General features: G+C 63.4%; 18 protein-coding genes. 8 read left to right on the top strand and 10 right to left on the bottom strand.

Annotated elements, in window-relative coordinates; genetic code table 11:
- Nucleotides 1-4: 4 nt before the first annotated feature.
- Entirely contained in the window at nucleotides 5-364 is a 360-nt protein-coding gene (locus DKM43_RS15445; RefSeq protein WP_109799552.1) for a PilZ domain-containing protein, read from the bottom strand.
- A gap of 226 nt (nucleotides 365-590) precedes the next feature.
- Here DKM43_RS15445 and uvrC point away from each other — a divergent pair, with 226 nt between their 5' ends.
- Both uvrC and DKM43_RS15435 read left to right on the top strand, forming a co-directional pair.
- On the top strand, nucleotides 591-2,528 hold the full coding sequence (uvrC, locus tag DKM43_RS15440; protein WP_109799551.1) for an excinuclease ABC subunit UvrC: 1,938 nt from the start codon (nucleotides 591-593) through the stop codon (nucleotides 2,526-2,528).
- Nucleotides 2,529-2,560: 32 nt separating this feature from the next.
- A complete protein-coding gene (locus DKM43_RS15435) occupies nucleotides 2,561-3,619 on the top strand; it encodes a PLP-dependent cysteine synthase family protein (protein WP_109799394.1) in 1,059 nt (352 codons plus the stop codon).
- Between the two features lie 13 nt (nucleotides 3,620-3,632).
- Here the strand turns inward: DKM43_RS15435 and DKM43_RS15430 are convergent, their stop codons facing one another.
- From DKM43_RS15430 to thiL, 5 genes are all read right to left on the bottom strand, one after another.
- Nucleotides 3,633-4,535, bottom strand: coding sequence for an acyl-CoA thioesterase (locus tag DKM43_RS15430; RefSeq protein ID WP_109799393.1), 903 nt, complete (start codon nucleotides 4,533-4,535; stop codon nucleotides 3,633-3,635).
- A gap of 58 nt (nucleotides 4,536-4,593) precedes the next feature.
- On the bottom strand, nucleotides 4,594-5,475 hold the full coding sequence (locus DKM43_RS15425; RefSeq protein ID WP_201739890.1) for a cupin domain-containing protein: 882 nt from the start codon (nucleotides 5,473-5,475) through the stop codon (nucleotides 4,594-4,596).
- Nucleotides 5,472-6,653 carry a GNAT family N-acetyltransferase gene (locus DKM43_RS15420; protein ID WP_236632623.1) on the bottom strand — a complete coding sequence of 394 codons (1,182 nt, stop codon included), beginning with the start codon at nucleotides 6,651-6,653 and terminating at the stop codon, nucleotides 5,472-5,474. Before DKM43_RS15420 ends, DKM43_RS15425 begins: the two co-directional genes overlap by 4 nt.
- Before the next feature lie 165 nt (nucleotides 6,654-6,818).
- A complete protein-coding gene (locus tag DKM43_RS15415) occupies nucleotides 6,819-8,942 on the bottom strand; it encodes a sodium-translocating pyrophosphatase (RefSeq protein WP_109799548.1) in 2,124 nt (707 codons plus the stop codon).
- 122 nt (nucleotides 8,943-9,064) lie between these two features.
- A complete protein-coding gene (thiL, locus tag DKM43_RS15410) occupies nucleotides 9,065-9,940 on the bottom strand; it encodes a thiamine-phosphate kinase (RefSeq protein ID WP_109799392.1) in 876 nt (291 codons plus the stop codon).
- Between the two features lie 123 nt (nucleotides 9,941-10,063).
- Here thiL and DKM43_RS15405 point away from each other — a divergent pair, with 123 nt between their 5' ends.
- The 6 genes from DKM43_RS15405 (at nucleotide 10,064) to DKM43_RS15380 (ending at nucleotide 15,255) form a co-directional block, all read left to right on the top strand.
- Nucleotides 10,064-11,236: an acetyl-CoA C-acetyltransferase gene (locus tag DKM43_RS15405; protein ID WP_109799391.1), complete on the top strand. Its 1,173-nt coding sequence runs from the start codon at nucleotides 10,064-10,066 to the stop codon at nucleotides 11,234-11,236.
- Between the two features lie 30 nt (nucleotides 11,237-11,266).
- Nucleotides 11,267-12,052, top strand: coding sequence for an SDR family NAD(P)-dependent oxidoreductase (locus DKM43_RS15400; protein WP_109799390.1), 786 nt, complete (start codon nucleotides 11,267-11,269; stop codon nucleotides 12,050-12,052).
- Nucleotides 12,053-12,116: 64 nt separating this feature from the next.
- A complete protein-coding gene (locus DKM43_RS15395) occupies nucleotides 12,117-12,989 on the top strand; it encodes a crotonase/enoyl-CoA hydratase family protein (RefSeq protein WP_109799389.1) in 873 nt (290 codons plus the stop codon).
- Complete coding sequence (locus DKM43_RS15390; RefSeq protein WP_109799388.1) at nucleotides 12,986-13,624, top strand: TetR family transcriptional regulator; 639 nt, start codon at nucleotides 12,986-12,988, stop codon at nucleotides 13,622-13,624. The genes DKM43_RS15395 and DKM43_RS15390 overlap by 4 nt, the downstream gene beginning before the upstream one ends.
- Nucleotides 13,625-13,792: 168 nt before the next feature.
- Nucleotides 13,793-14,251 carry a MarR family winged helix-turn-helix transcriptional regulator gene (locus tag DKM43_RS15385; RefSeq protein WP_109799387.1) on the top strand — a complete coding sequence of 153 codons (459 nt, stop codon included), beginning with the start codon at nucleotides 13,793-13,795 and terminating at the stop codon, nucleotides 14,249-14,251.
- A complete protein-coding gene (locus DKM43_RS15380; protein ID WP_109799386.1) occupies nucleotides 14,248-15,255 on the top strand; it encodes a fumarylacetoacetate hydrolase family protein in 1,008 nt (335 codons plus the stop codon). Before DKM43_RS15385 ends, DKM43_RS15380 begins: the two co-directional genes overlap by 4 nt.
- A gap of 87 nt (nucleotides 15,256-15,342) precedes the next feature.
- Here DKM43_RS15380 and DKM43_RS15375 read toward each other — a convergent pair whose 3' ends face one another.
- The 4 genes from DKM43_RS15375 to DKM43_RS15360 are packed head-to-tail and all read right to left on the bottom strand — an operon-like array spanning nucleotide 15,343 to nucleotide 19,358.
- Complete coding sequence (locus tag DKM43_RS15375; protein ID WP_109799385.1) at nucleotides 15,343-16,362, bottom strand: type II secretion system F family protein; 1,020 nt, start codon at nucleotides 16,360-16,362, stop codon at nucleotides 15,343-15,345.
- A gap of 15 nt (nucleotides 16,363-16,377) precedes the next feature.
- Nucleotides 16,378-17,352, bottom strand: coding sequence for a type II secretion system F family protein (locus tag DKM43_RS15370; RefSeq protein WP_109799384.1), 975 nt, complete (start codon nucleotides 17,350-17,352; stop codon nucleotides 16,378-16,380).
- Nucleotides 17,353-17,402: 50 nt separating this feature from the next.
- Nucleotides 17,403-18,674: an AAA family ATPase gene (locus DKM43_RS15365; protein WP_109799383.1), complete on the bottom strand. Its 1,272-nt coding sequence runs from the start codon at nucleotides 18,672-18,674 to the stop codon at nucleotides 17,403-17,405.
- Between the two features lie 3 nt (nucleotides 18,675-18,677).
- Nucleotides 18,678-19,358, bottom strand: a complete 681-nt coding sequence (locus tag DKM43_RS15360; protein ID WP_109799382.1) for a CpaD family pilus assembly protein — start codon at nucleotides 19,356-19,358, stop codon at nucleotides 18,678-18,680.
- Nucleotides 19,359-19,361 lie beyond the last annotated feature (3 nt).

The following is a 19,361-nucleotide window of genomic DNA, read 5'->3' as shown; positions in this document are numbered from 1 at the left end:
GGTTTCAGAGCACCCGCGAATGGCCCTGCACCCATGCGCGGGCGCGTTCCAGATTGCGCTGGCGTTCGCTGACCTCGAACGTATCGGCAACATGGCGCAGCGCGACGACCTTAGCCAGCGGCAGCTTGTCGTCGAACATCAGCCCGCAGCGTCCGTGTCGCGCCCAGCGCACCTGTCCGAATGCCTCGATATGCTGGCACTGGAGAATGGCCGATGCGCCGGGCGCGGGCAGCGCATCCTGCACGATCACGGCCGCACCGGTCACGGACAGGTCTTCCAGAATGCAGGCCATTGTCCCGGTCAGCAGAACAAGCCGCGCCGGCAGGTGCAGCCGCACCCGCGCATCGGCGCGACGGCCGGGCATGACGGTTTCCCGGCGCGAACCAAAGGAGCCTGATGGTTTCCCGATCATTCATCTTCTTTGGCCCGGCTCCGGCTAAAACCGCCGAAACGGACCATGCGGGATAACCCTGATGGGTGCATCGACGGGCGGCGCTGGCCGGAAGTGCATTGCATGCTGCGGTCAGGCTTGGGGAAAGCCGCCTTGCCGCCATTGCCAGCGCCTGCGCAGCGATTATCTGGAACGCACCATGGCCCGCCCTCCCGCCACCCCGCCTGACCGCGATACCGAGCGCTTTCACGAGGAGCGCGCGGCAACCACCGTGCGCGGTTCGGACCGCCCCGATCTGGAACGCGGCGTGGCGGTAATCCGCGAAACCGTGCAGACGCTGAAACCCAAACCGGGGGTTTACCGGATGCTCGATGCGCGCGGCGATGTGCTCTACGTGGGCAAGGCCCGCGCGCTCAGGAACCGGGTGGCCAACTATACGCAGGTTGACCGCCTCCCCAACCGCCTGCGCCGCATGGTCAGCCAGACGCGCGAGATGACCATTGTCACGACCAATTCCGAGGCGGAAGCGCTGCTGCTGGAAGCGCAGCTCATCAAGCGGTTCCGCCCGCCCTACAACGTGCTGCTGCGCGATGACAAATCGTTCCCGTTCATCCTTCTGCGCAGCGATCACGATTTTCCCCGCATCCAGAAGCACCGGGGCGCGCGCAAGGCGAAGGGCAACTATTATGGCCCCTTTGCCAGCGCGGGCAGCGTCAACACCACGATCAACGCCTTGCAGAAACTGTTCCTGCTGCGCAGTTGCAACGATGGCTTCATGGCCCGGCGTGACCGACCCTGTCTGCTCTACCAGATCCGTCGCTGCTCGGCCCCGTGCGTGGACCGCATTTCGCAGGACGACTATGCCGAACTTGTGCGTCAGGCCAAGGATTTCCTCGGCGGCAAGTCCAGCGCCGTCCAGCGCGAGATCGAGGCGCAGATGCACGCGGCCGCCGAAGCGCTGGATTTCGAACGGGCGGCCATGCTGCGCGACCGCCTGCGCGCGGCCACCTTCATTCAGGGCAGTCAGGCCATCAACGCCGAAGGCGTGGGCAATGCCGATGTCTTCGCCATGGCGGTTAAGGGCGGGCAGGTGGCGGTGCAGGCGTTCTTCATCCGGGGCGGGCAGAACTGGGGGCACAGGGCCTTTTTCCCCAGCCACACCGATGGTCTTGCCGAGGAAGAGGTGCTGACCAGCTTTCTGGCCCAGTTCTACGAGGAAGTGCCGCCTGCCCGCCTGATTCTGGTCGACCGGCAATTGCCGGAAGCGGACCTGCTGGCCGAGGCGCTGCACGAAAGCGCGGGCGGGAAGGTCGAGATTTCGGTGCCGCAGCGGGGCGACCGGCGGCGACTGATGGAACAGGCGCAGCGCAATGCCGCCGAAGCACTGGAGCGGCGAATGGCGGAAAGCGGCACCAGGGCCAGAGTCATGCGCGAACTGGCCGAGTTTCTGGAACTGCCCGATGTCCCGCAGCGCATCGAGGTTTATGACAACAGCCACATTCAGGGCACGAACGCACTCGGCGCGATGATCGTGGCGGGGCCGGACGGGTTCGTGAAGGGCCAGTATCGCAAGTGGAACATCAAGGCGGCGCAGACCGATGACGATTTCGGCATGATGCGCGAAGTGATGACCCGGCGCTTCGGCAAGGCGCAGGAAGAAGACCCCGACCGGGAGAGCGGCACGTGGCCTGATCTGGTGCTGATCGATGGCGGAAAGGGCCAGCTGAACGCAGTGAAGGACGCGCTCAGCGAGCTTGGCATCGAGGACGTGCCGCTGATTGCCATTGCCAAGGGACCGCATCACGGGCGCGAGGGGCGCGAGGTGTTCCATTTCCCGGACGGGCGCGAGAAGATGCTTGCGGTCAATTCGCCGGTCCTGTTCCATTTGCAGAACCTGCGCGATGAAGTGCACCGCTTTGCCATCGGTGCCCACCGGGCCAAGCGCAGCCGGGCGATCACCGCCAGCCCGCTCGACGAGATTCCCGGCATTGGCCCAGCGCGCAAGCGCGCCTTGCTCCTGCACTTCGGCACCGCAGGCAAGGTGCGCGCCGCCAGTCTCGACGATCTCCAGCGCGCTCCGGGTGTCAGCGCGGCCGTGGCGCAGACGGTCTATGACTTCTATCACCCCAACGGCTAGATGCCTTGGTGCATTTGTTGCAGGAGAACAGGATGATTGACCAGCGCAGGGTCTGGAGCGACGAGGCGGTGCGCCGGATCGAGGCAGATTTCAACCGTTCTGCCGACACGCATCTGATCCGTGTGGAACTGCCGAAGTTTCGGGGCATCACGCTCTATCTCAAGGACGAGAGCGTGCATCCGACAGGCAGCCTGAAGCACCGTCTGGCGCGGTCGCTGATCCTTTACGGGCTGTGCAACAACCGTATCGGTCCCGATACCCTGCTGGTGGATGCCACAAGCGGTTCGACTGCCGTATCGGAAGCCTACTTCGCGCGGCTCATCGGCCTGCGGTTCGTGGCGGTGATCCCGCGAAGCACCTCGCCCGCCAAGATCGCTGCCATCCGCTTCCACGGCGGCGACGTTCACATGGTCGACACGGCGGCGGAAATGTATGCTGCGGCAGAGCGGCTTGCGGCTGAAGCCGGGGGCCTGTTTCTCGATCAGTTCACATTTGCCGAGCGCGCAACCGACTGGCGCGGTAACAACAATATCGCGCAGTCGATCTTCCAGCAGATGGCGCAGGAAGATCATCCCGTTCCTGCATGGATTGTCTGCGGGGCAGGCACGGGCGGCACATCGGCCACACTGGGGCGGTTCATCCGCTATGGCCGCCATGCCACGCGGCTGTGCGTGGCCGACCCGGAAGGATCAGTGTTTCACCGCCATCACGCCGACCGAAGCGTGACCGCCCCCCCGCCAGGGGCGTGCTGCCTGATCGAGGGGATCGGCCGTCCGCGGGTGGAGCCATCCTTTCTTCCGGAAGTGATTGACCGGATGATCGCAGTCCCCGATGCAGTATCTATCGGAGCCATGCGGGCCATCGCCGCGCGGATCGGCAGGCCTGTGGGCGGATCGACTGGCACCAACATCCATGCCTGCCTTGTGCTGGCGCAGGAAATGGCGGCCACAGGTCAGGACGGATCGATCGTGACGATCCTGTGCGATTCCGGGCTGCGCTACACCGATACCTATTATGACGACAGCTGGCTCGACCACGCCGGGATTGCATGGCAGGCGGATTTTGAACGAACCCTCGCGCTGCTCTCCTGATTTCCGCCTGCGCTCAGTCCTTCTCAGGGTTGCGCGTGATCGGGCGGATCAGTCCTTCCTGCGTCACGCTGGCCACCAGCCTGCCATCGCGGGTGTAGATCCGGCCGCGATTGAACCCGCGCGCACGGCCTGCCCATGGGCTGTCGCAGGCATAGAGCAGCCATTCGTCGGCGCGGAAATCGTCGTGGAACCATATCGCGTGATCGAGGCTGGCCCCCATCATGTTGCCCTTCGCCCAGCTGATATCGTGGGGCAGAGTGGACGTGCCGAGCAGCGTCATGTCGCTGGCATAGGCCAGAACAGCACGGTGGATGCGGGGATTATCGGGCAGGGGCGCAACCGAGCGAAACCAGGTGTGCGCCTTCGGTTCCTGCGGGCCTCCGCCCATCCAGTGCCGTGATTCGAGCGGGCGCAGTTCGATCGGACGGGGCTGGAGCATCTGTGCGCGCTGGCGTTCCGGCACCTTTGCGGCAAACCTGCGGCGCAGTTCCTGTTCGCATTCCAGTCCTTCGGGGCCGGGCACGTCGGGCATTGGTTCGGCATGATAACGGCCTTCCTCGCGCCGGTGGAACGAAGCAACGAGATTGAGGATCGGCTTGCCGAGCTGGCTGGCGACCACACGCCGGTTCGAGAAGCTGCCGCCATCGAGATCGCGCTCGACCTTGAAGTCGATTTCGTGATCCTCGCTTCCGCCGCGAAGGAAATAGGCATGGAGCGAGTGGACAGGGCGATCATCCGGCACGGTGCGTTCCGCGCTGGCAAGGGCCTGACCGATCACCTGCCCGCCAAACACGCGGCCCACGCCGCCGATCTTGCGGCGTCCTTCAAAGCGGTCGCCGCCGTGGTCCTTCACGTCAAGCAGGTCGAGCAGGCGCTGGACCAGTTCCTCGTTGGTGGGTTCTTGCTGCTGGGTCATGACGGCCCGATGGACCGGCAGAGGGTTTGCGTCAACGCCGTGAAATTGGCGGATCGGGTCAGCGCAGCCCGCGTGCCTTGGCATAGAGCCGCCAGCCCATTGCCTTGGCGCGGTTGGTAGCCGGCCAGCGGCCCGGCGCGCGCGGCCTTATCCCGATCTTGCGCAGCAGGCTGTTGAAAGCCCGCGCATCGGCTTCGGCAAAGCTCCATTCCGAACGCCACGTGATTGAAAGCGAGACGGACGGCGCCGGGCCATTCTGCACGAAGTGCGGTGACATGACCGGCACGTAGAGAGCTTCACCCGGAGAAAGCGGCCAGACCTTGCCTTTGCCCAGCAGGTCGTCGCGCCAGAACAGATCGCGCGGGCCGCCGGTATGATAGCTCTCGTGCGTCTCGTCGGGAGCGAAGCGGGGATTGCCTGCTGGGAACATCGTCATCTGCTTGGAACCCGTGATCTGCAGCAGGATGTTGTGTTCCGGATCGAAATGATAGGGTGTGACGCCTCCGGGGCTGGTCACGAAGACGAAGCCCTGCGGCTTGAGCATGGCTCCGGTGCGTGCCTCGATGACCGGGCGGAGCTGTTCGAGCAAGTCCATCAGCAACTGGCCATAGGCCGGGCACTGTTCGATGTTCTTGAGCGCCGCCCAGCTTCCCGCAGAGCCGATGTTGCGGATCGTCTCACCGATCCCGATGCCGTTGGCCGGTGCCTTCGCCCCATTGAGGCCCAGCGGCAGTTCGGCACGGTTGTATTCGACCGAGGCCGGCGGAAGCGCCTCGGCCAGCGTTGCCAGCGCATCAAGCTGCATCAGCGGATGGTGCCCAAGGCGGTGCACCAGCTTGTGCGGCACTTCGGGATAGGACGCCGCGAAGGCGTGAAGCGAAGTCTCGTCAAAGGTATCGACCGGACGGATGGAGGAAGGATGGGCGGGCATCTGGTTCATTGCGCGATTCCCACAGGCGAACGGGCCAGTTCCAGCCCGGAAAGGAGGCCGAACAGGCCGCGCCGCCACGCTGTGCCTATGGCCACCGAAATGCGGCCGATGGCACGCCGCTCGGTCCACAGGCTGTCGATCATGGGGTGATCGGGCGCGGCGCAGCTGTCGCACCAGACAATGCCCTCACGCTCCAGCAGGGCGAGGTTTTCGCGTTGCAGCAGGACGCCGGGCGAGTAGCGCGCGAAATCCTCGTCGAAAGCGGTCTTGAAGGAAAAGCTTCCCGGCGGGGTCAGGAAATTTGCGAGCATGGCAATGGGCCTGCCATCGAGATTGAGCGAGAGCCGCTCCAGCCTTCCGATGCGGGCGGCCTTGCCAAGGGACTGCCGGAACAGCGCAAGCGTCTGGGGTGAACCGGCCATGGCGCTGCCGCTGCGGCCCTTCCAGCCCTTGCGTTCCAGATCGAGGAACGCCTCGATCCACTCTTCCACCCCCTGCGCATCGTCGCGCCGCTCGAACGTGAGCTTGCCCTGTTCGGAAAGGCGCGCGTGCTGGCGGCGCAGTTCCTTGCGTTTTTTGGCGGTGAGGGCCTGTTCAAGATAGGCTTCCGGCCCAAGCGCGGATCGCAGCATCGCGCGCTCCTCGCGCATGACGAGCACAGCCTTGCGTCCTTCCCCGCGCGCATGGGCGAACAGGCTTTGGACGAGTGGTTCTTCCAGCGGCATGGCCGGAAAGTGCATGAACAGTGCGCCGTCGCGGACACTGCGCGTGTCGAGACAGGCGAGCATGGCCTGCCAGAACGGCAATTCCATGCCCGCTTTGACCAGTGGCGCACCAAGAAAGGCATTGGGGTGGAGCCAGGTTGCCAGATGCGGCAAGGGCCACCGGCCATAGCGCTGTGGCGCTGCCAGCGGCATCAGGCCGATCAGTTCCTCTCCGGCTTCGACAATCAGCAGCCTGCCTGTTCCGGCAGGGTCGAAAGCGCCGAGCGCAGGCAGGAGATACCATGCTTCAAGGAACGGGTTGGAGGTTGAAGCCGTGCGGGCAAGCTCCTCCCAGCGCGCGATCTGTGCATCGTCCGTCCAATCGGTCCAGAACACGATGCGCGCCTCGACAGGGCTGCCATGCGGGTGTTGCGGCAGGCGCTGTGCGTGCGGATCAAGGGGGGCAAGCGGCGGGGCGTTCAAGGGTGGTCTCCGCGCATGGCTTAGCCCGGTGCTTGCGAAAACTCCGTTAACAGTCGAGCAAAGTTGCTCGTCGAACAACGCAAATGCACAAAAGAAAATCCCGCCCGGCCATCATTGAGCGTGGCCGGGCGGGACATCCTCTCCCCAACTTGTCTGGTGTGCTTATCAGCCCACAGCGTGCCCTGCAAGCGCTGCAAGGAGCAGAAGGGCAACGATGTTGGTGATCTTGATCATCGGGTTCACGGCAGGTCCGGCGGTATCCTTGTAGGGATCGCCCACGGTATCACCGGTGACGGCGGCCTTGTGCGCTTCGCTGCCTTTTCCGCCGTGGTTGCCGTCCTCGATATACTTCTTGGCGTTGTCCCACGCGCCGCCCCCCGATGTCATCGAGATGGCAACGAAGAGCCCGCCCACGATCACACCAAGCAGCAGGGCGCCCAGCGCGGCAAAGCCGTTGGCCGCGCCTGCAACTGCCGCGATCACGAAATAGACCACGATGGGCGCGAGCACCGGCAGCAGCGAAGGCACGATCATTTCCTTGATCGCCGCCTTGGTTACAAGGTCCACGGTGCGGGCATAGTCGGGCTTGCTGGTGCCCGCCATGATCCCGGCGTTTTCACGGAACTGGTCGCGCACGTCGATCACCACGTCACCGGCAGCGCGGCCCACGGCGGTCATGCCCATGGCCCCGAACAGGTAGGGCAGAAGCGCACCCAGCAGCAGCCCGACGATGACGTAGGGATTTTCGAGGCTGAAGCTGACCGCGAGATCGGGGAAGAACTCGCGCAGGTCGGTGGTGTAGGCGGCGAAGAGCACCAGCGCGGCAAGCCCTGCCGAGCCGATGGCGTAGCCCTTTGTCACGGCCTTGGTGGTGTTGCCCACCGCATCCAGAGCGTCGGTCTTGTCGCGCACCGAATCATCGAGACCCGCCATTTCGGCAATGCCGCCCGCGTTGTCCGTGACCGGTCCATAGGCGTCGAGCGCAACCACCATGCCCGCCAGCGCAAGCATTGCAGTTGCCGCATAGGCAATGCCGATCAGTCCCGCGAGCTGATAGGCGATCACGATGCCGGCGCAGATCACGATGGTGGGCATCGCGGTCGATTCAAGGCTGATGGCAAGGCCCTGAATCACGTTGGTGCCGTGCCCGGTTTCCGAGGACTTGGCGATCGAGCGCACCGGACGATAGTTGGTGCCTGTGTAGTATTCGGTGATCCAGATGATAACGCCCGTGATGACAAGGCCGAGCAGCGAGCAGTAGAACAGCGTGCGGCCGGTAAAGGTCACGGTATTGCCGAGAATGGTGTAGCTCATCGGTGTTTCCATGCCGCCCAGCGCATGGGAAATGGCCCACCAGATGGCGCCCACCGAAAGGACGGCGGTGACAAGGAAGCCCTTGTACATCGCGCCCATGATGTTGTTCGACGAACCGAGCTTCACGAAGTAGGTGCCGATGATCGAGGTGACGATGCAAACGCCGCCGATCAGCAGCGGCAGTGCCATCATCGGGCCAAGTGCTGCGCCAAGACCTTTGAGCAGCAGCGCGGTGAGAACCATGGTTGCACCCACGGTCACGACATAGGTTTCAAACAGGTCTGCGGCCATGCCGGCGCAGTCGCCTACATTGTCGCCCACGTTGTCGGCAATCACCGCAGGATTGCGCGGATCGTCTTCGGGGATGCCAGCCTCGACCTTGCCGACAAGGTCCGCGCCAACGTCTGCCGCCTTGGTGAATATCCCGCCGCCAAGGCGCGCAAAGATGGAGATGAGCGATGCGCCGAAGGCAAGCGCCACAAGGCCGTCGACCACGGTGCGGTCATCGCCGCCCACGGTGTAGCCCGCAATGTCAGTCAGATAGTGGTAGAATACCGCGATGGCGAGGAGAGCGAGTCCGGCCACCAGCATCCCGGTGATCGCGCCAGCGCGGAATGCCAGTGTCAGACCCGATTGCAGGCCGTTCTGCGCGGCAGCCGCCGTGCGGACATTGGAACGGACCGAGATGTTCATCCCGATGAAGCCAGCAACGCCCGAAAGCACCGCGCCGATGATGAAGCCAGTGGCCGAAATGGCACCCAGCGTTGCCGCGATGATGACGGCGACGACCACGCCGACGATCGCGATGGTGGTATATTGACGCTTGAGATAGGCTTGCGCGCCTTCCTGAATGGCGGCGGCGATTTCCTGCATTTTCGCGTTGCCCGCCGGTGCGCCCAGCACCTGGCGGCTGGTCACGAAGCCGTAGATCACGGCCAGCAACCCAAGCAGTATCGATAATACGACTAGGTTCACTTTGGCATCCCCCTTATCTTCGCAGGCCACGGATGGCCGCGCCCCCGTCGTTGCGGGTGGGCGGGAAGCTATAGCTTTATTTCTGCCTCGCAAGCCCTTCCATGCGGTGTGAGGGCAGGTTTTTAATCGTGCGTATAACCAAGCCTTCCTGAGGGTGGTGCGCCGTCGATCAGCAGTAGGGCGTCGCCGCGCGCGATTGCCGCGCCGATGCGAAAAGCGCGGACGGGCGGGGCCTTGCCGGGAGGCAGCGTGAACAGCAGTTCGTAATCCTCGCCCCAGCGCATGGCATCGCCCTGACGATGCTCCGTTAGTTCCGGCGGGAAGGGGATGCATTTGCTGTCGATGGCAAAGCTGATCCCGCTGGCTTCGGCCATGCGCGCCGCATCGATCAGCAGCCCGTCCGAGATGTCCATCATGGCAGACACGAGAGGGGCGAGCGCCCGTCCTTCGGCAAGGCGCGGCTTGGGCCTGCGAAAGGCGGCGGTCGCAGCCGTAGTGCCCGCGAGCAGCGCTTCGAAGCCGAGCATCGCCGCGCCGACAGGGCCAGTAACCCACAGGCTGTCGCCCGCCGAAGCCCCGCGCCGGTCGGGCACATGGCGCGAAGTGGCGCGTCCGATTGCCGTAAGCCCAAAGCTGCGCGCACCATTGCTGCTTACGGTATCACCGCCGAGCAAGGGGACTGCAAAAGCCTTCAGCGCCTCGCCAAGTCCCGCGATGAAGCGTGCATCGCCTTCGCCCAGCATGAAGCCGAGCAGGACGCCCACTGGTTCGGCGCCCTTGGCCGCCAGATCGGACAGGTTGCTGGCAACCAGCTTCCAAGCCACGTCGGCCAGATCCTGCTCCGGCAGCCAGTGGATGCCTTCGGCCATCATGTCGTGGGTCAGGATCAGGGTTTCGGTGCCGAAATCGATCACGGCGCAATCGTCCATCAGGCCGCGCGCCGCCGGATCGAGCGCCAGTGCGCGCAGGGCCTGAATGAGGGCGGCTTCCTTGCTCATCGCACCTGTCTATGGGGCGGCGCGCGGGCAAGCTCAAGATGGCGCGGCACAAGCCAGCTTGACCGCTGCCGCGCCGCCGCTTAATCGTTTGATTAAGTTCTTTCGAGAGGAGTCGGGAAAGCCATGGCAACTGCCTATATTGTCGATGCGGTGCGGACTGCCGGGGGGCGTCGCGGCGGACGGCTTTCGGGTGTTCACCCCGTCGATCTGGCTGCGCGCAGCCTTGATGCGATCGTGGCACGCACGGGCATTGATCCCGGCGCGATCGATGATGTGGTCATGGGCTGCGTTACCCAGGCGGGCGAACAGGCCATGCAGGTGGGGCGCAATGCCGTGCTCGCCTCGAAGCTGCTGCCGCAATCGACACCGGCCGTCACGATCGACCGGCAGTGCGGTTCCTCGCAGCAAGCCATCCAGTTTGCCGCCCAGGCGGTGATGTCGGGCGTGCAGGACGTGGTGATTGCCGCTGGCGTCGAAAGCATGAGCCGGGTGCCGATGGGGTCCAACGCCACTTTCCACATGAAGGAAGGCATGGGCCACTACAAGTCGCCGGGGCTTGAAGCAAAGTATCCGGGCATCATGTTCTCGCAGTTCATGGGCGCGGAAATGATCGTGAAGAAGCACGGCTTCACCAAGGACGAGCTTGATCGCTTCGCGCTCTCCAGTCACCAGAAGGCCATCGCGGCCACCAATGCGCAGGCCTTTGCCGCAGAAATTGTCCCGGTTGAGATCGAGACACCCGATGGCCCGGCCATGCATACCGTTGACGAGGGCATCCGCTTCGATGCCACGCTGGAAGGTATCGCTTCGGTCAAACTGCTCAACCCCGAAGGCGCGCTTACCGCAGCCAGTTCCAGCCAGATCTGCGACGGATCAAGCGCGGTCATGGTGGTTTCGGAGTCCGCGCTCAAGGCCCATGGCCTGACACCGCTGGCGCGCATCCACAACCTGACCGTGACGGCAGGTGATCCGGTCATCATGCTGGAAGAGCCGTTGTTCGCCACGGACCGCGCCTTGCAACGTGCGGGCATGACTATTGCCGATATTGACCTTTTTGAAGTGAACGAGGCATTTGCCTCGGTGCCACTGGCATGGCTGAAGCACACCGGTGCCGATCCCGAACGGCTCAATGTGAACGGCGGGGCCATTGCGCTCGGCCATCCGCTGGGCGCGTCGGGAACCAAGCTCATGGCAACCCTTGTCCATGCGCTGCGCGCGCGTGGGGGCAAGTATGGCTTGCAGACCATGTGCGAAGGCGGCGGCGTGGCCAATGTCACCATCATCGAAGCGCTCTGATTTTGCACTTTTGAGAGAGGAACTATCCGAATGAAGCTCGACAACAGCGTTGCCGCGGTCGTTACCGGCGGTGCTTCCGGCCTTGGTGCCGCCACGGCCCGTGCGCTTGCCGCCAAGGGAGTGAAGGTTGCCATCTTCGACCTGCAAAAGGAAAAGGGCGAGGCAATTGCAGCCGAGATCGGCGGCGTGTTCTGCGAAGTGAACGTGACCAGCGACGAAAGCGTCGATGCCGGCTTTGCCAAGGCGCGTGCGGCCCATGGGCAAGAGCGTGTCCTCGTCAACTGTGCAGGCACCGGCAACGCGATCAAGACGGCAAGCCGTTCGAAGGAAACCGGCGAGATCAAGCATTTCCCGCTGGATGCCTTCAACTGGATCATCCAGATCAACCTTGTCGGCACTTTCCGCTGCATTGCCAAGTCTGCCGCCGGCATGATGACGCTCGACCCGTGCGACGAGTTCGGCGAGCGCGGCGCCATCGTCAACACCGCATCGGTGGCGGCCGAGGATGGCCAGATCGGGCAGGCCGCCTATTCGGCTTCGAAGGGCGGCGTAGTAGGCATGACCCTGCCGATCGCGCGCGACCTGATGAACGAAGGCATTCGCGTCAACACCATCCTGCCCGGCATTTTCAACACCCCGCTGCTTCAGGGGGCGCCGGAAAACGTGAAGGCCGCGCTGGCCGCTTCGGTGCCGTTCCCCAAGCGGCTGGGCATGCCTGAGGAATATGCCAATCTGGCGCTCTGCATGATCGAGACGGGCTATTTCAACGGTGAGGATGTGCGCCTCGACGGCGCCATCCGCATGGCTCCGCGCTGAGCGGTCGGTGAGGTGAGGAGCGGGGCAAGTGATCCCGCTCCCGCCGCTTACGGGGAGAGGATCGTTGAGCGGTTACCAGCAGATCAGGCTTGAGATCGCCGATGGCATTGCCACGCTGACCCTGCACCGGCCGGAAAAGATGAATGCCTTTACCGGCACGATGATGCAGGAAATGATCGATGCTTTCGATCGCACTGATGCCGATGACGCGGTTCGCGCGGTCATCGTGACAGGTTCGGGCGAACGGGCCTTCTGCGCGGGCGCCGATCTTACGCCCGATGATGGCGGGCGGGTGTTCTCCAGCGCGGATGCGGTCGACGATCTTTCCGATCCGCGCGTCCGTGATGGCGGCGGCTTGCTGACCTTGCGGATATTCCAGTCGAAGAAGCCGGTGATTGGCGCAATCAATGGTGCGGCCGTGGGGGTGGGCGTGACCATGCAATTGCCCATGGACATTCGCCTTGCGTCAACCAAGGCGCGCTTCGGGCTGGTCTTTGCGCGGCGCGGGATCGTGCCCGAAGCTGCCTCAAGCTGGTTTCTGCCGCGGATCGTCGGTCTGCCGCGGGCGCTTGAATGGTGCATGACCGGCCGGGTCTTTGATGCCGAGGAAGCCTTGCGCGGCGGTCTTGTGCGTTCGCTTCACGAACCGGAGGATCTCATGCCCGCCGCCGTGGCGCTGGCACGCGAGATTGCCGACAACACAAGCGCGGTTTCGGTTTCGATGACCCGCGCAATGCTCTGGCACAACCACGTTTTGACACACCCGATGGAAGCGCACCGGATCGACAGCCGTGCGATCTACACCCTGTCGCGCGGGCCCGATGCGGCGGAAGGGATTGCCAGTTTCCTCGAAAAGCGCGCACCCCGCTACCCTGCGCGCGTTTCTTCGGATATGCCGTCGTTTTATCCGTGGTGGAATGAACCGGGTTGGGAATGAGCATCGAAGTGGAAAAAGGGGAAAACCCCGAAACGCCAGGCGCACGCGAATTGCTGCTTCAGACAGCATCGGCCATCATGCGCGAAGGCGATGTGGTGGATATATCGTTGTCGGAGCTCAGCCTGCGATCCGGGCTGAACTCTGCGCTGGTCAAGTATTACTTCGGAAACAAGGCAGGAATGTTGCGCGCCCTGCTTGACCGCGACATGCAGAACATCGTCAAGTCGGTCGATGCCCTGCTTTCCAAGGACGACATGTCGCCAGAGGCCAAGCTGCGCCTGCACATCTCGAAGTGCATCGATACCTATTACGATTATCCTTACCTCAACCGCCTGCTGATGCGGCTTGTGCGCGACAGCGACGAGGCGGAAGCACGCCGCATTGCCGATCTCTATCTCATACCCCTGCACAATGCCTACCAGCGCTTCATCGGGGATGGCGTGAAGGCAGGCGTATTCCGGCCGATCAATCCGCGGCTTTTCTATTTCACCGTCACCGGGGCCGCAGACCGCTTCTTTTCCGCGCGGCTCGTGCTGAAGCACTGCTTCGATCAGGATACACTGACCGAGGAACTGCGCGACAGCTATCGCGAACATACCGTCGATTTCATCATGGCCGGAATCCTTGCCGCCTGAATCAGAGCCGCCTGAATCGGCAAGGGGCGGCTGAAAGGCTGGAACGCAAGGGGTAAAGAAAATGTCGTGTAGCCACGTTGCACGGCATCATTTATCCCGTTTCCCCAAGGCTTGGTGTCTGGATATTTCCCTGTTGCGCATCAGGCTGGTTTCATGTGATACGAAATCATGCCGCAGACACAGACCCGTCTTTCCGATTTCATGCCCTACCGGATGGCCATCACCTCCAACGCGGTGAGCGGCCTTATTGCCGGGGAATACCGCAGCGAGTTCGGCCTCAAGATCCCCGAATGGCGCATCATGGCGGTGCTGGGCGATGCCGGCGCGCTGACCCAGCGCGATCTCGTGCGCGCAACGCTGATGGACAAGGTGGCCGTGAACCGTGCCTGCAAGGTGCTGGAAGATCGCGGCTTCGTGCAGCGCCGTCCCAATGCACTGGATGGCCGTTCCCATCATCTTGAACTGACGGTATCCGGGCGCGAGCTGCATGGGCGCATCTGGCCGCAGGCGGTGCAGACCTACGAGCGGATCTTTGCCGCCATCACCCCGCGCGAGCAGGAGAAGCTGCGCGCTATTCTCGACAAGTTGCTGAAAGCCGCCCGTGCGATCGAGGGGGACGACAAGTGAAGCTCGCCTCGCTGCCGCAGGGGCGTGACGGACGGCTCATCGTGGTTTCCGACGATCTTGCCTGGTATGCCGATGCCGATCACATCGTGCCGACCATGCAGGAGCTGCTGGATCAGTGGGATCGGCACTATCCGCTGCTTGAAGCGCTTTCCATCGAACTTGCGCATGGCGCGATCCCGCGCAAGCGCTTCCACGAGCGCGAAGCCTGCGCCCCACTGCCACGTGCCTTCCAGTGGGCCGATGGCAGCGCCTATGTCAACCATGTGGAACTGGTGCGCATGGCGCGCGGCGCGCAGCTTCCCGACAGCTTCTGGACCGATCCGCTCATGTATCAGGGCGGCAGCGATGATCTGCGCGGCGGCCGCGATCCGATCCAGCTGGCGGATGAATCATGGGGCTGTGATTTCGAGGCCGAGATTGTCGTCGTCACCGGCGATGTGCCCCAGGGCGTCACCGCGCAGGATGCGCTTGACCATATCCGGCTGGTCGGCCTTGTGAACGACGTATCGCTGCGCAACCTCATTCCGGGCGAACTGGCCAAGGGTTTCGGTTTTGTGCAGTCCAAGCCTGCCAGTCATTTCTCGCCGGTCTTTGTCACGCCGGATTCGCTGGGCGAGGCATGGCAGGGCGGCAAGCTGTCGCAGACGCTGATGGTCGATCTGAATGGCCAGCCTTTTGGACGTGTTGAGGCTGGCGAAGAGTGCACCTTCGATTTCGGCGTGCTGATCGCGCATCTGGCAAAGACACGCCGGATCGGGGCCGGATCGATCATCGGTTCGGGCACTGTTTCCAACCGCGATCCAGACGGTTCTCCCGGAAGGCCGGTTGCGCTGGGCGGGCGCGGCTATGCCTGCATCGCCGAACAGCGCATGGTCGAGACCATTGCCGACGGGCAGCCGCACACGCCCTTCCTCAAGTGGGGTGATCGCCTGCGCATCGAGATGCGTGATGGCAGAGGGCGCAGTATCTTCGGCGCGATAGAGCAGGAGGTTGTGCGCGCCTGATTTTCGCGCTTCATCACCCCGGTTGAAACGAAAGTCCCCCGCCAGCGAAGACTGGCGGGGGACTTTCGTCTGGTCGGATGGCAGGGATCAGCCGCCGCCTCCCACCGCCTTGTTGTTGATGAGTGTGTCGCTGATCGAGCAGGCCGCCGGCCCAAGGATCACGATGAACAGCACCGGCAGGATGAACAGGATCAGCGGGATCGTCATGATGGCGGGCAGGCGTGCAGCCTTTTCTTCTGCGCGCATCATGCGCTCGTTGCGGAACTCTGCCGAGAGCACGCGCAGCGCAGAAGCCAGCGGCGTGCCATAGCGTTCGGTCTGGATCATCGTGGTGACGACGCCCTTCACCGATTCGAGATCAACGCGGTAGGCAAGGTTCTCGAAAGCCTGACGCCGTTCCGTGAGAAACGAAAGCTCGATTGCCGTCAGCGCGAACTCATCGCCCAGTTCGGGATAGGCACGGCCCAGTTCGCGCGCCACTCGGTTGAACGCGGCATCGACAGTGAGACCGGCTTCAGCGCAGATGACCAGAAGATCCAGCGCATCTGGCAGGCCCTTGCGGATGGCATTGGTGCGCTTTGAAATCATGTTCTGGATGAACACGTCCGCGCCCTTGTAGCCGGCGATGAGGCACACGGCAAAGCCCATGAAGCGCTTGAGTGGACCCCATTCGGGGAAGGTATCGGACCAGTAGAACAGGACCGCCCCCAGGAGGCCCAGGACGATCGGACCAACCAGGCGGCTGAGAATGACCGCAACCGCCCATTCCTTCTTGCGGATCCCTGCCTGAGCCAGTTTCTGCTGGATCACCGAAAGCTGGCTGTCCTGAAGAACCTTGAGCTTTTCAAGGAAGCCGCGGATCTGGTCGGTCGTCTGGTTGCGGCGCACGATGCTGGTGCGCTTGCGCGCACTGGCGGTGACGATCCCGGCCTTCAGCTCTTCGCGCCGTTCGTTCAGCGCCTTGACGCGCTTGGTCATGGGATCGCGCACGGTGATTGCGGCATAGATCGCCAGCATCACGGCAGCGGCAGCTATCCCGACGAGTATCGAGCCGACGAGATAGACGTCAAAGCCGAGAAGCGTCGGTCCGGGCGGGTTCTGGATCATGGCTTCTGCTCCCGCTCAGATCTCGAAGTTGACCATCTTGGCCATGATGAAGGCACCAATTCCCAGCCATGTCAGCCCGCCAAGGCCCGCGATGATGAGACGATCATCGACGAAGAAGTTGCCAAGGTAGGCCGGATTGATCCAGTAGATCAGGGCAAAGACGATGAAGGGCAGGGCGCCGACGATGTAGGCCGATGCCTTCGATTCTGAGCTCATGGCGCTGATCTTCAGCTTCATCTGCGCGCGCTTGCGCAGCACGTCCGAGAGATTGGAAAGCGTCTCTGCGAGGTTGCCGCCGGTTTCGCGCTGGATGGCAAGCGTGATGCAGAAGAAGTTGAACTCGGGCATGTTCAGCCGGTCCGCCGTGTCCTGCAACGCATCTTCCATGGTGCGGCCCACCTTGATGCGATCCGTGACGAGCTTGAACTCCTCGCCCACGGGGCCGGGCAGTTCGCTGGCGACGACGCCCAGCGTTTCGGTGACGGGAAGGCCGGAGCGCAGACCGCGCACCAGCAGGTCAAGCGCATCGGGCAGGCGCGCGGTGAAGTTCTCGCTGCGCTTGGATATGGCGCGCCCGACGATGAAGTGCGGGATGCCGCCGCCAATCAGGACAGCCGCGCCCAGCGCCAGCACCGGCGCGCCGGTCTTGAGCACCACGCCGAGGAAGGCCGCTATTGCCAGCCCCGCGCTGACATAGAGATACTGGGTCAGCGTCCAGCCCTTGCCGGTCCGGTGCAGACGCAGTTCGAGCGCTTCCAGTTTCGATCCGGAACCGGCGATCCTGGCGGCCTTGGGTTTGCGCGAGGCTACGGTCTTGCGATACTGCGCCTCAACCTTGTCGACCGTGTTTTCCGAGTGGCGGAAGCGCACCGATTGCAGCCGCCGTCCGCCTTCCTTGGATGCGGATGGGCCGGACAACGCGGCATAGCCGAGCATCATCGCCACCAAGAGGCCCCCTGCCATCACCAGGAGCTGGATCGTGCTCGTCATCGCCGGTGCCCTTCCGTCACGTCATATTGTCCGTCAGCCATGCAGCCGCTTCAGGCCGAAGCATTTGCTTTCGGCTTGGACAGCATCTTCTTGAGGTCGAACTTGCCGAGCAGCGAGGTCTTCTTGCTGTCGGCCCCGTTGTCCACGGTGGTCGCGCCCTCCTCGTCGACCGAACCGATCACGGAATGGGCCAGATCGCGCATCATGCCGCCTGCCTTGCTTGCCCGGTTGGCCGAAACGAAGGTCTGCCCCAGTTTTGCGGCATTCGATGCTCCCTTGATGTCGTAGGGAATCATGAAATTGATCTTGCGTTCGATCGAGGCTTCGAAGTCGGCCTTGCTGATCTCGTTCGCGCCCGGCTGGATCTTGTTCGCAACGATGATCGGCCGCGCATGGGCCGCATTGCTCTTGAGCCAAGACAGGAGGCGGATCGCATCGCGCGCACCGGCCAGCGTCAGTTCGGTGACAAGCACAACCACATTCACATCGGCCAGCAGGTGCGGGAAATTGATGAGCATGTTGCGCGGCATGTCGACCACGGTCATTTCAAAGGCGTGGCGGAACTCCTCCTCCAGTGCGACGAAGGCGCTGCCATCGGTCATCAGCGGCGCGTTGATCGGTGCTTCCGCCGAAAGGATCGCCAGATTGTCGTTCGCCCGGATCATCGCACGTTCGATGAACAGGCCATCGATGCGGCTCGGATTGTCGATGGCATCGGTCAGGCCGCGCCCCGGTTCAAGATCGAGCGTGAGTGCGCCGGTGCCGAAATGGACATCCAGATCAAGCAGCGCTGTCGGCAGTTTATGATCGGTGCTGAACAGCCATGCCAGCGAGGTTGCGAGCGTGGATGCACCGACTCCGCCGCGCGTTCCCACCACAGCCATCGAGATATGACGGCGTGCGGCTGCGGGATCATGCGTTTTGGGCGCCGTGAAGATCATCTGCGCCTGAACCAGCGCATCGCGGATCTGGCCGGGGTTGAGCGGCTTGAGGATGTAGTCCTGAATGCCCGAAGCGATCAGGTCGCGGTAGAGACGCACGTCGTTGACCTGACCGACCGCGATCACCACCGTTCCCGGTTCGCAGACTTCGGCAAGGGCGTTGATGTCGTTCAGCGGATCGCCGCTTTCCGACAGGTCGACCATCAGGATATTGGGGCTGGCCGTGATCGACAGCGACTGGATGGCGTTGCGCAGGCCGCCGCGGTGGCACTTTTCGGGTGCCCAGCCCATGTCGACCGCGACGGCGCGCAGCACATCAAGCGCGGCCTCGTCGCACATGAATGCGGCAAAGGCATCCCGGTTTGCGTTCTTCATGCTCATGGCTCAGTTCCCTCCACCGCCGCCGCCGCCGCCGCTGGCGTTCGAAGTCATGTTGTTCTTGAGACCGTTTTCGCCGCTGGGGCGGGCGGCGCGATAGCTGTCGATGGCCTTGGTCCCGCTCATCACTACTGTCTCGCCGGTGCCGGTGGCGCCCTGGACGAGGTGCTCCTTGTCGGCCACCATTGCGGCAAGATTGCCGTTGATGGCGCAGCCGAAATTGGTGCTGGTGCGATTGCTCATCGAGAAATCGGACTTGGCCGTCCAGTTCGGGCAGCCGGGAACCGATGCCGTGGCGCGCGTGACCACAATCCGTGCAGAACCTGCTGCGACATAACCGGGCGTGATCGGCGCGGGGCCATCCACGAACATGCCCCAGCGTCCGGCAACGCCATCCACCGCCGCGATGGTGGCCTTCGATTGCAGCGGATCATCAAGTGCGATCCTGTCGCCATACTTGAGGCCGAGGGTTTCGAACCAGCCTGCAAGGCGCTTTTGTTCGGGCACCGAGAGGCCGCCACCGGGCAGTGTCTCGATGTCGAAGACATAGCGGTCGCGTTCGACGACCGGCTGGTTGACCGAGTTGAGCATGCGGTTCTCAGGCACGTTGACGCTGCACGCAGAAAGCGTGACGGCCATCGCAAGGGCCAGCGCAGCGGTCGTGCTTCGGGTAAGGCTGTGGCGCATTGC

The organism is Novosphingobium meiothermophilum, assembly GCF_003171715.1.
GTDB lineage: Bacteria > Pseudomonadota > Alphaproteobacteria > Sphingomonadales > Sphingomonadaceae > Novosphingobium > Novosphingobium meiothermophilum.
This window is presented reverse-complemented; position numbering and strand designations above follow the sequence as displayed.

Excerpts from the sequence above, each read along its gene's own strand:
- DKM43_RS15445 (WP_109799552.1), bottom strand. The coding sequence starts at position 364 with ATGCCCGGCCGTCGCGCCGATGCGCGGGTGCGGCTGCACCTGCCGGCG.
- uvrC (WP_109799551.1), top strand. The coding sequence starts at position 591 with ATGGCCCGCCCTCCCGCCACCCCGCCTGACCGCGATACCGAGCGCTTT.
- DKM43_RS15435 (WP_109799394.1), top strand. The coding sequence starts at position 2,561 with ATGATTGACCAGCGCAGGGTCTGGAGCGACGAGGCGGTGCGCCGGATC.
- DKM43_RS15430 (WP_109799393.1), bottom strand. The coding sequence starts at position 4,535 with ATGACCCAGCAGCAAGAACCCACCAACGAGGAACTGGTCCAGCGCCTG.
- DKM43_RS15425 (WP_201739890.1), bottom strand. The coding sequence starts at position 5,475 with ATGAACCAGATGCCCGCCCATCCTTCCTCCATCCGTCCGGTCGATACC.
- thiL (WP_109799392.1), bottom strand. The coding sequence starts at position 9,940 with ATGAGCAAGGAAGCCGCCCTCATTCAGGCCCTGCGCGCACTGGCGCTC.
- DKM43_RS15405 (WP_109799391.1), top strand. The coding sequence starts at position 10,064 with ATGGCAACTGCCTATATTGTCGATGCGGTGCGGACTGCCGGGGGGCGT.
- DKM43_RS15400 (WP_109799390.1), top strand. The coding sequence starts at position 11,267 with ATGAAGCTCGACAACAGCGTTGCCGCGGTCGTTACCGGCGGTGCTTCC.
- DKM43_RS15390 (WP_109799388.1), top strand. The coding sequence starts at position 12,986 with ATGAGCATCGAAGTGGAAAAAGGGGAAAACCCCGAAACGCCAGGCGCA.
- DKM43_RS15385 (WP_109799387.1), top strand. The coding sequence starts at position 13,793 with ATGCCGCAGACACAGACCCGTCTTTCCGATTTCATGCCCTACCGGATG.
- DKM43_RS15375 (WP_109799385.1), bottom strand. The coding sequence starts at position 16,362 with ATGATCCAGAACCCGCCCGGACCGACGCTTCTCGGCTTTGACGTCTAT.
- DKM43_RS15370 (WP_109799384.1), bottom strand. The coding sequence starts at position 17,352 with ATGACGAGCACGATCCAGCTCCTGGTGATGGCAGGGGGCCTCTTGGTG.
- DKM43_RS15365 (WP_109799383.1), bottom strand. The coding sequence starts at position 18,674 with ATGAGCATGAAGAACGCAAACCGGGATGCCTTTGCCGCATTCATGTGC.
- DKM43_RS15360 (WP_109799382.1), bottom strand. The coding sequence starts at position 19,358 with ATGCGCCACAGCCTTACCCGAAGCACGACCGCTGCGCTGGCCCTTGCG.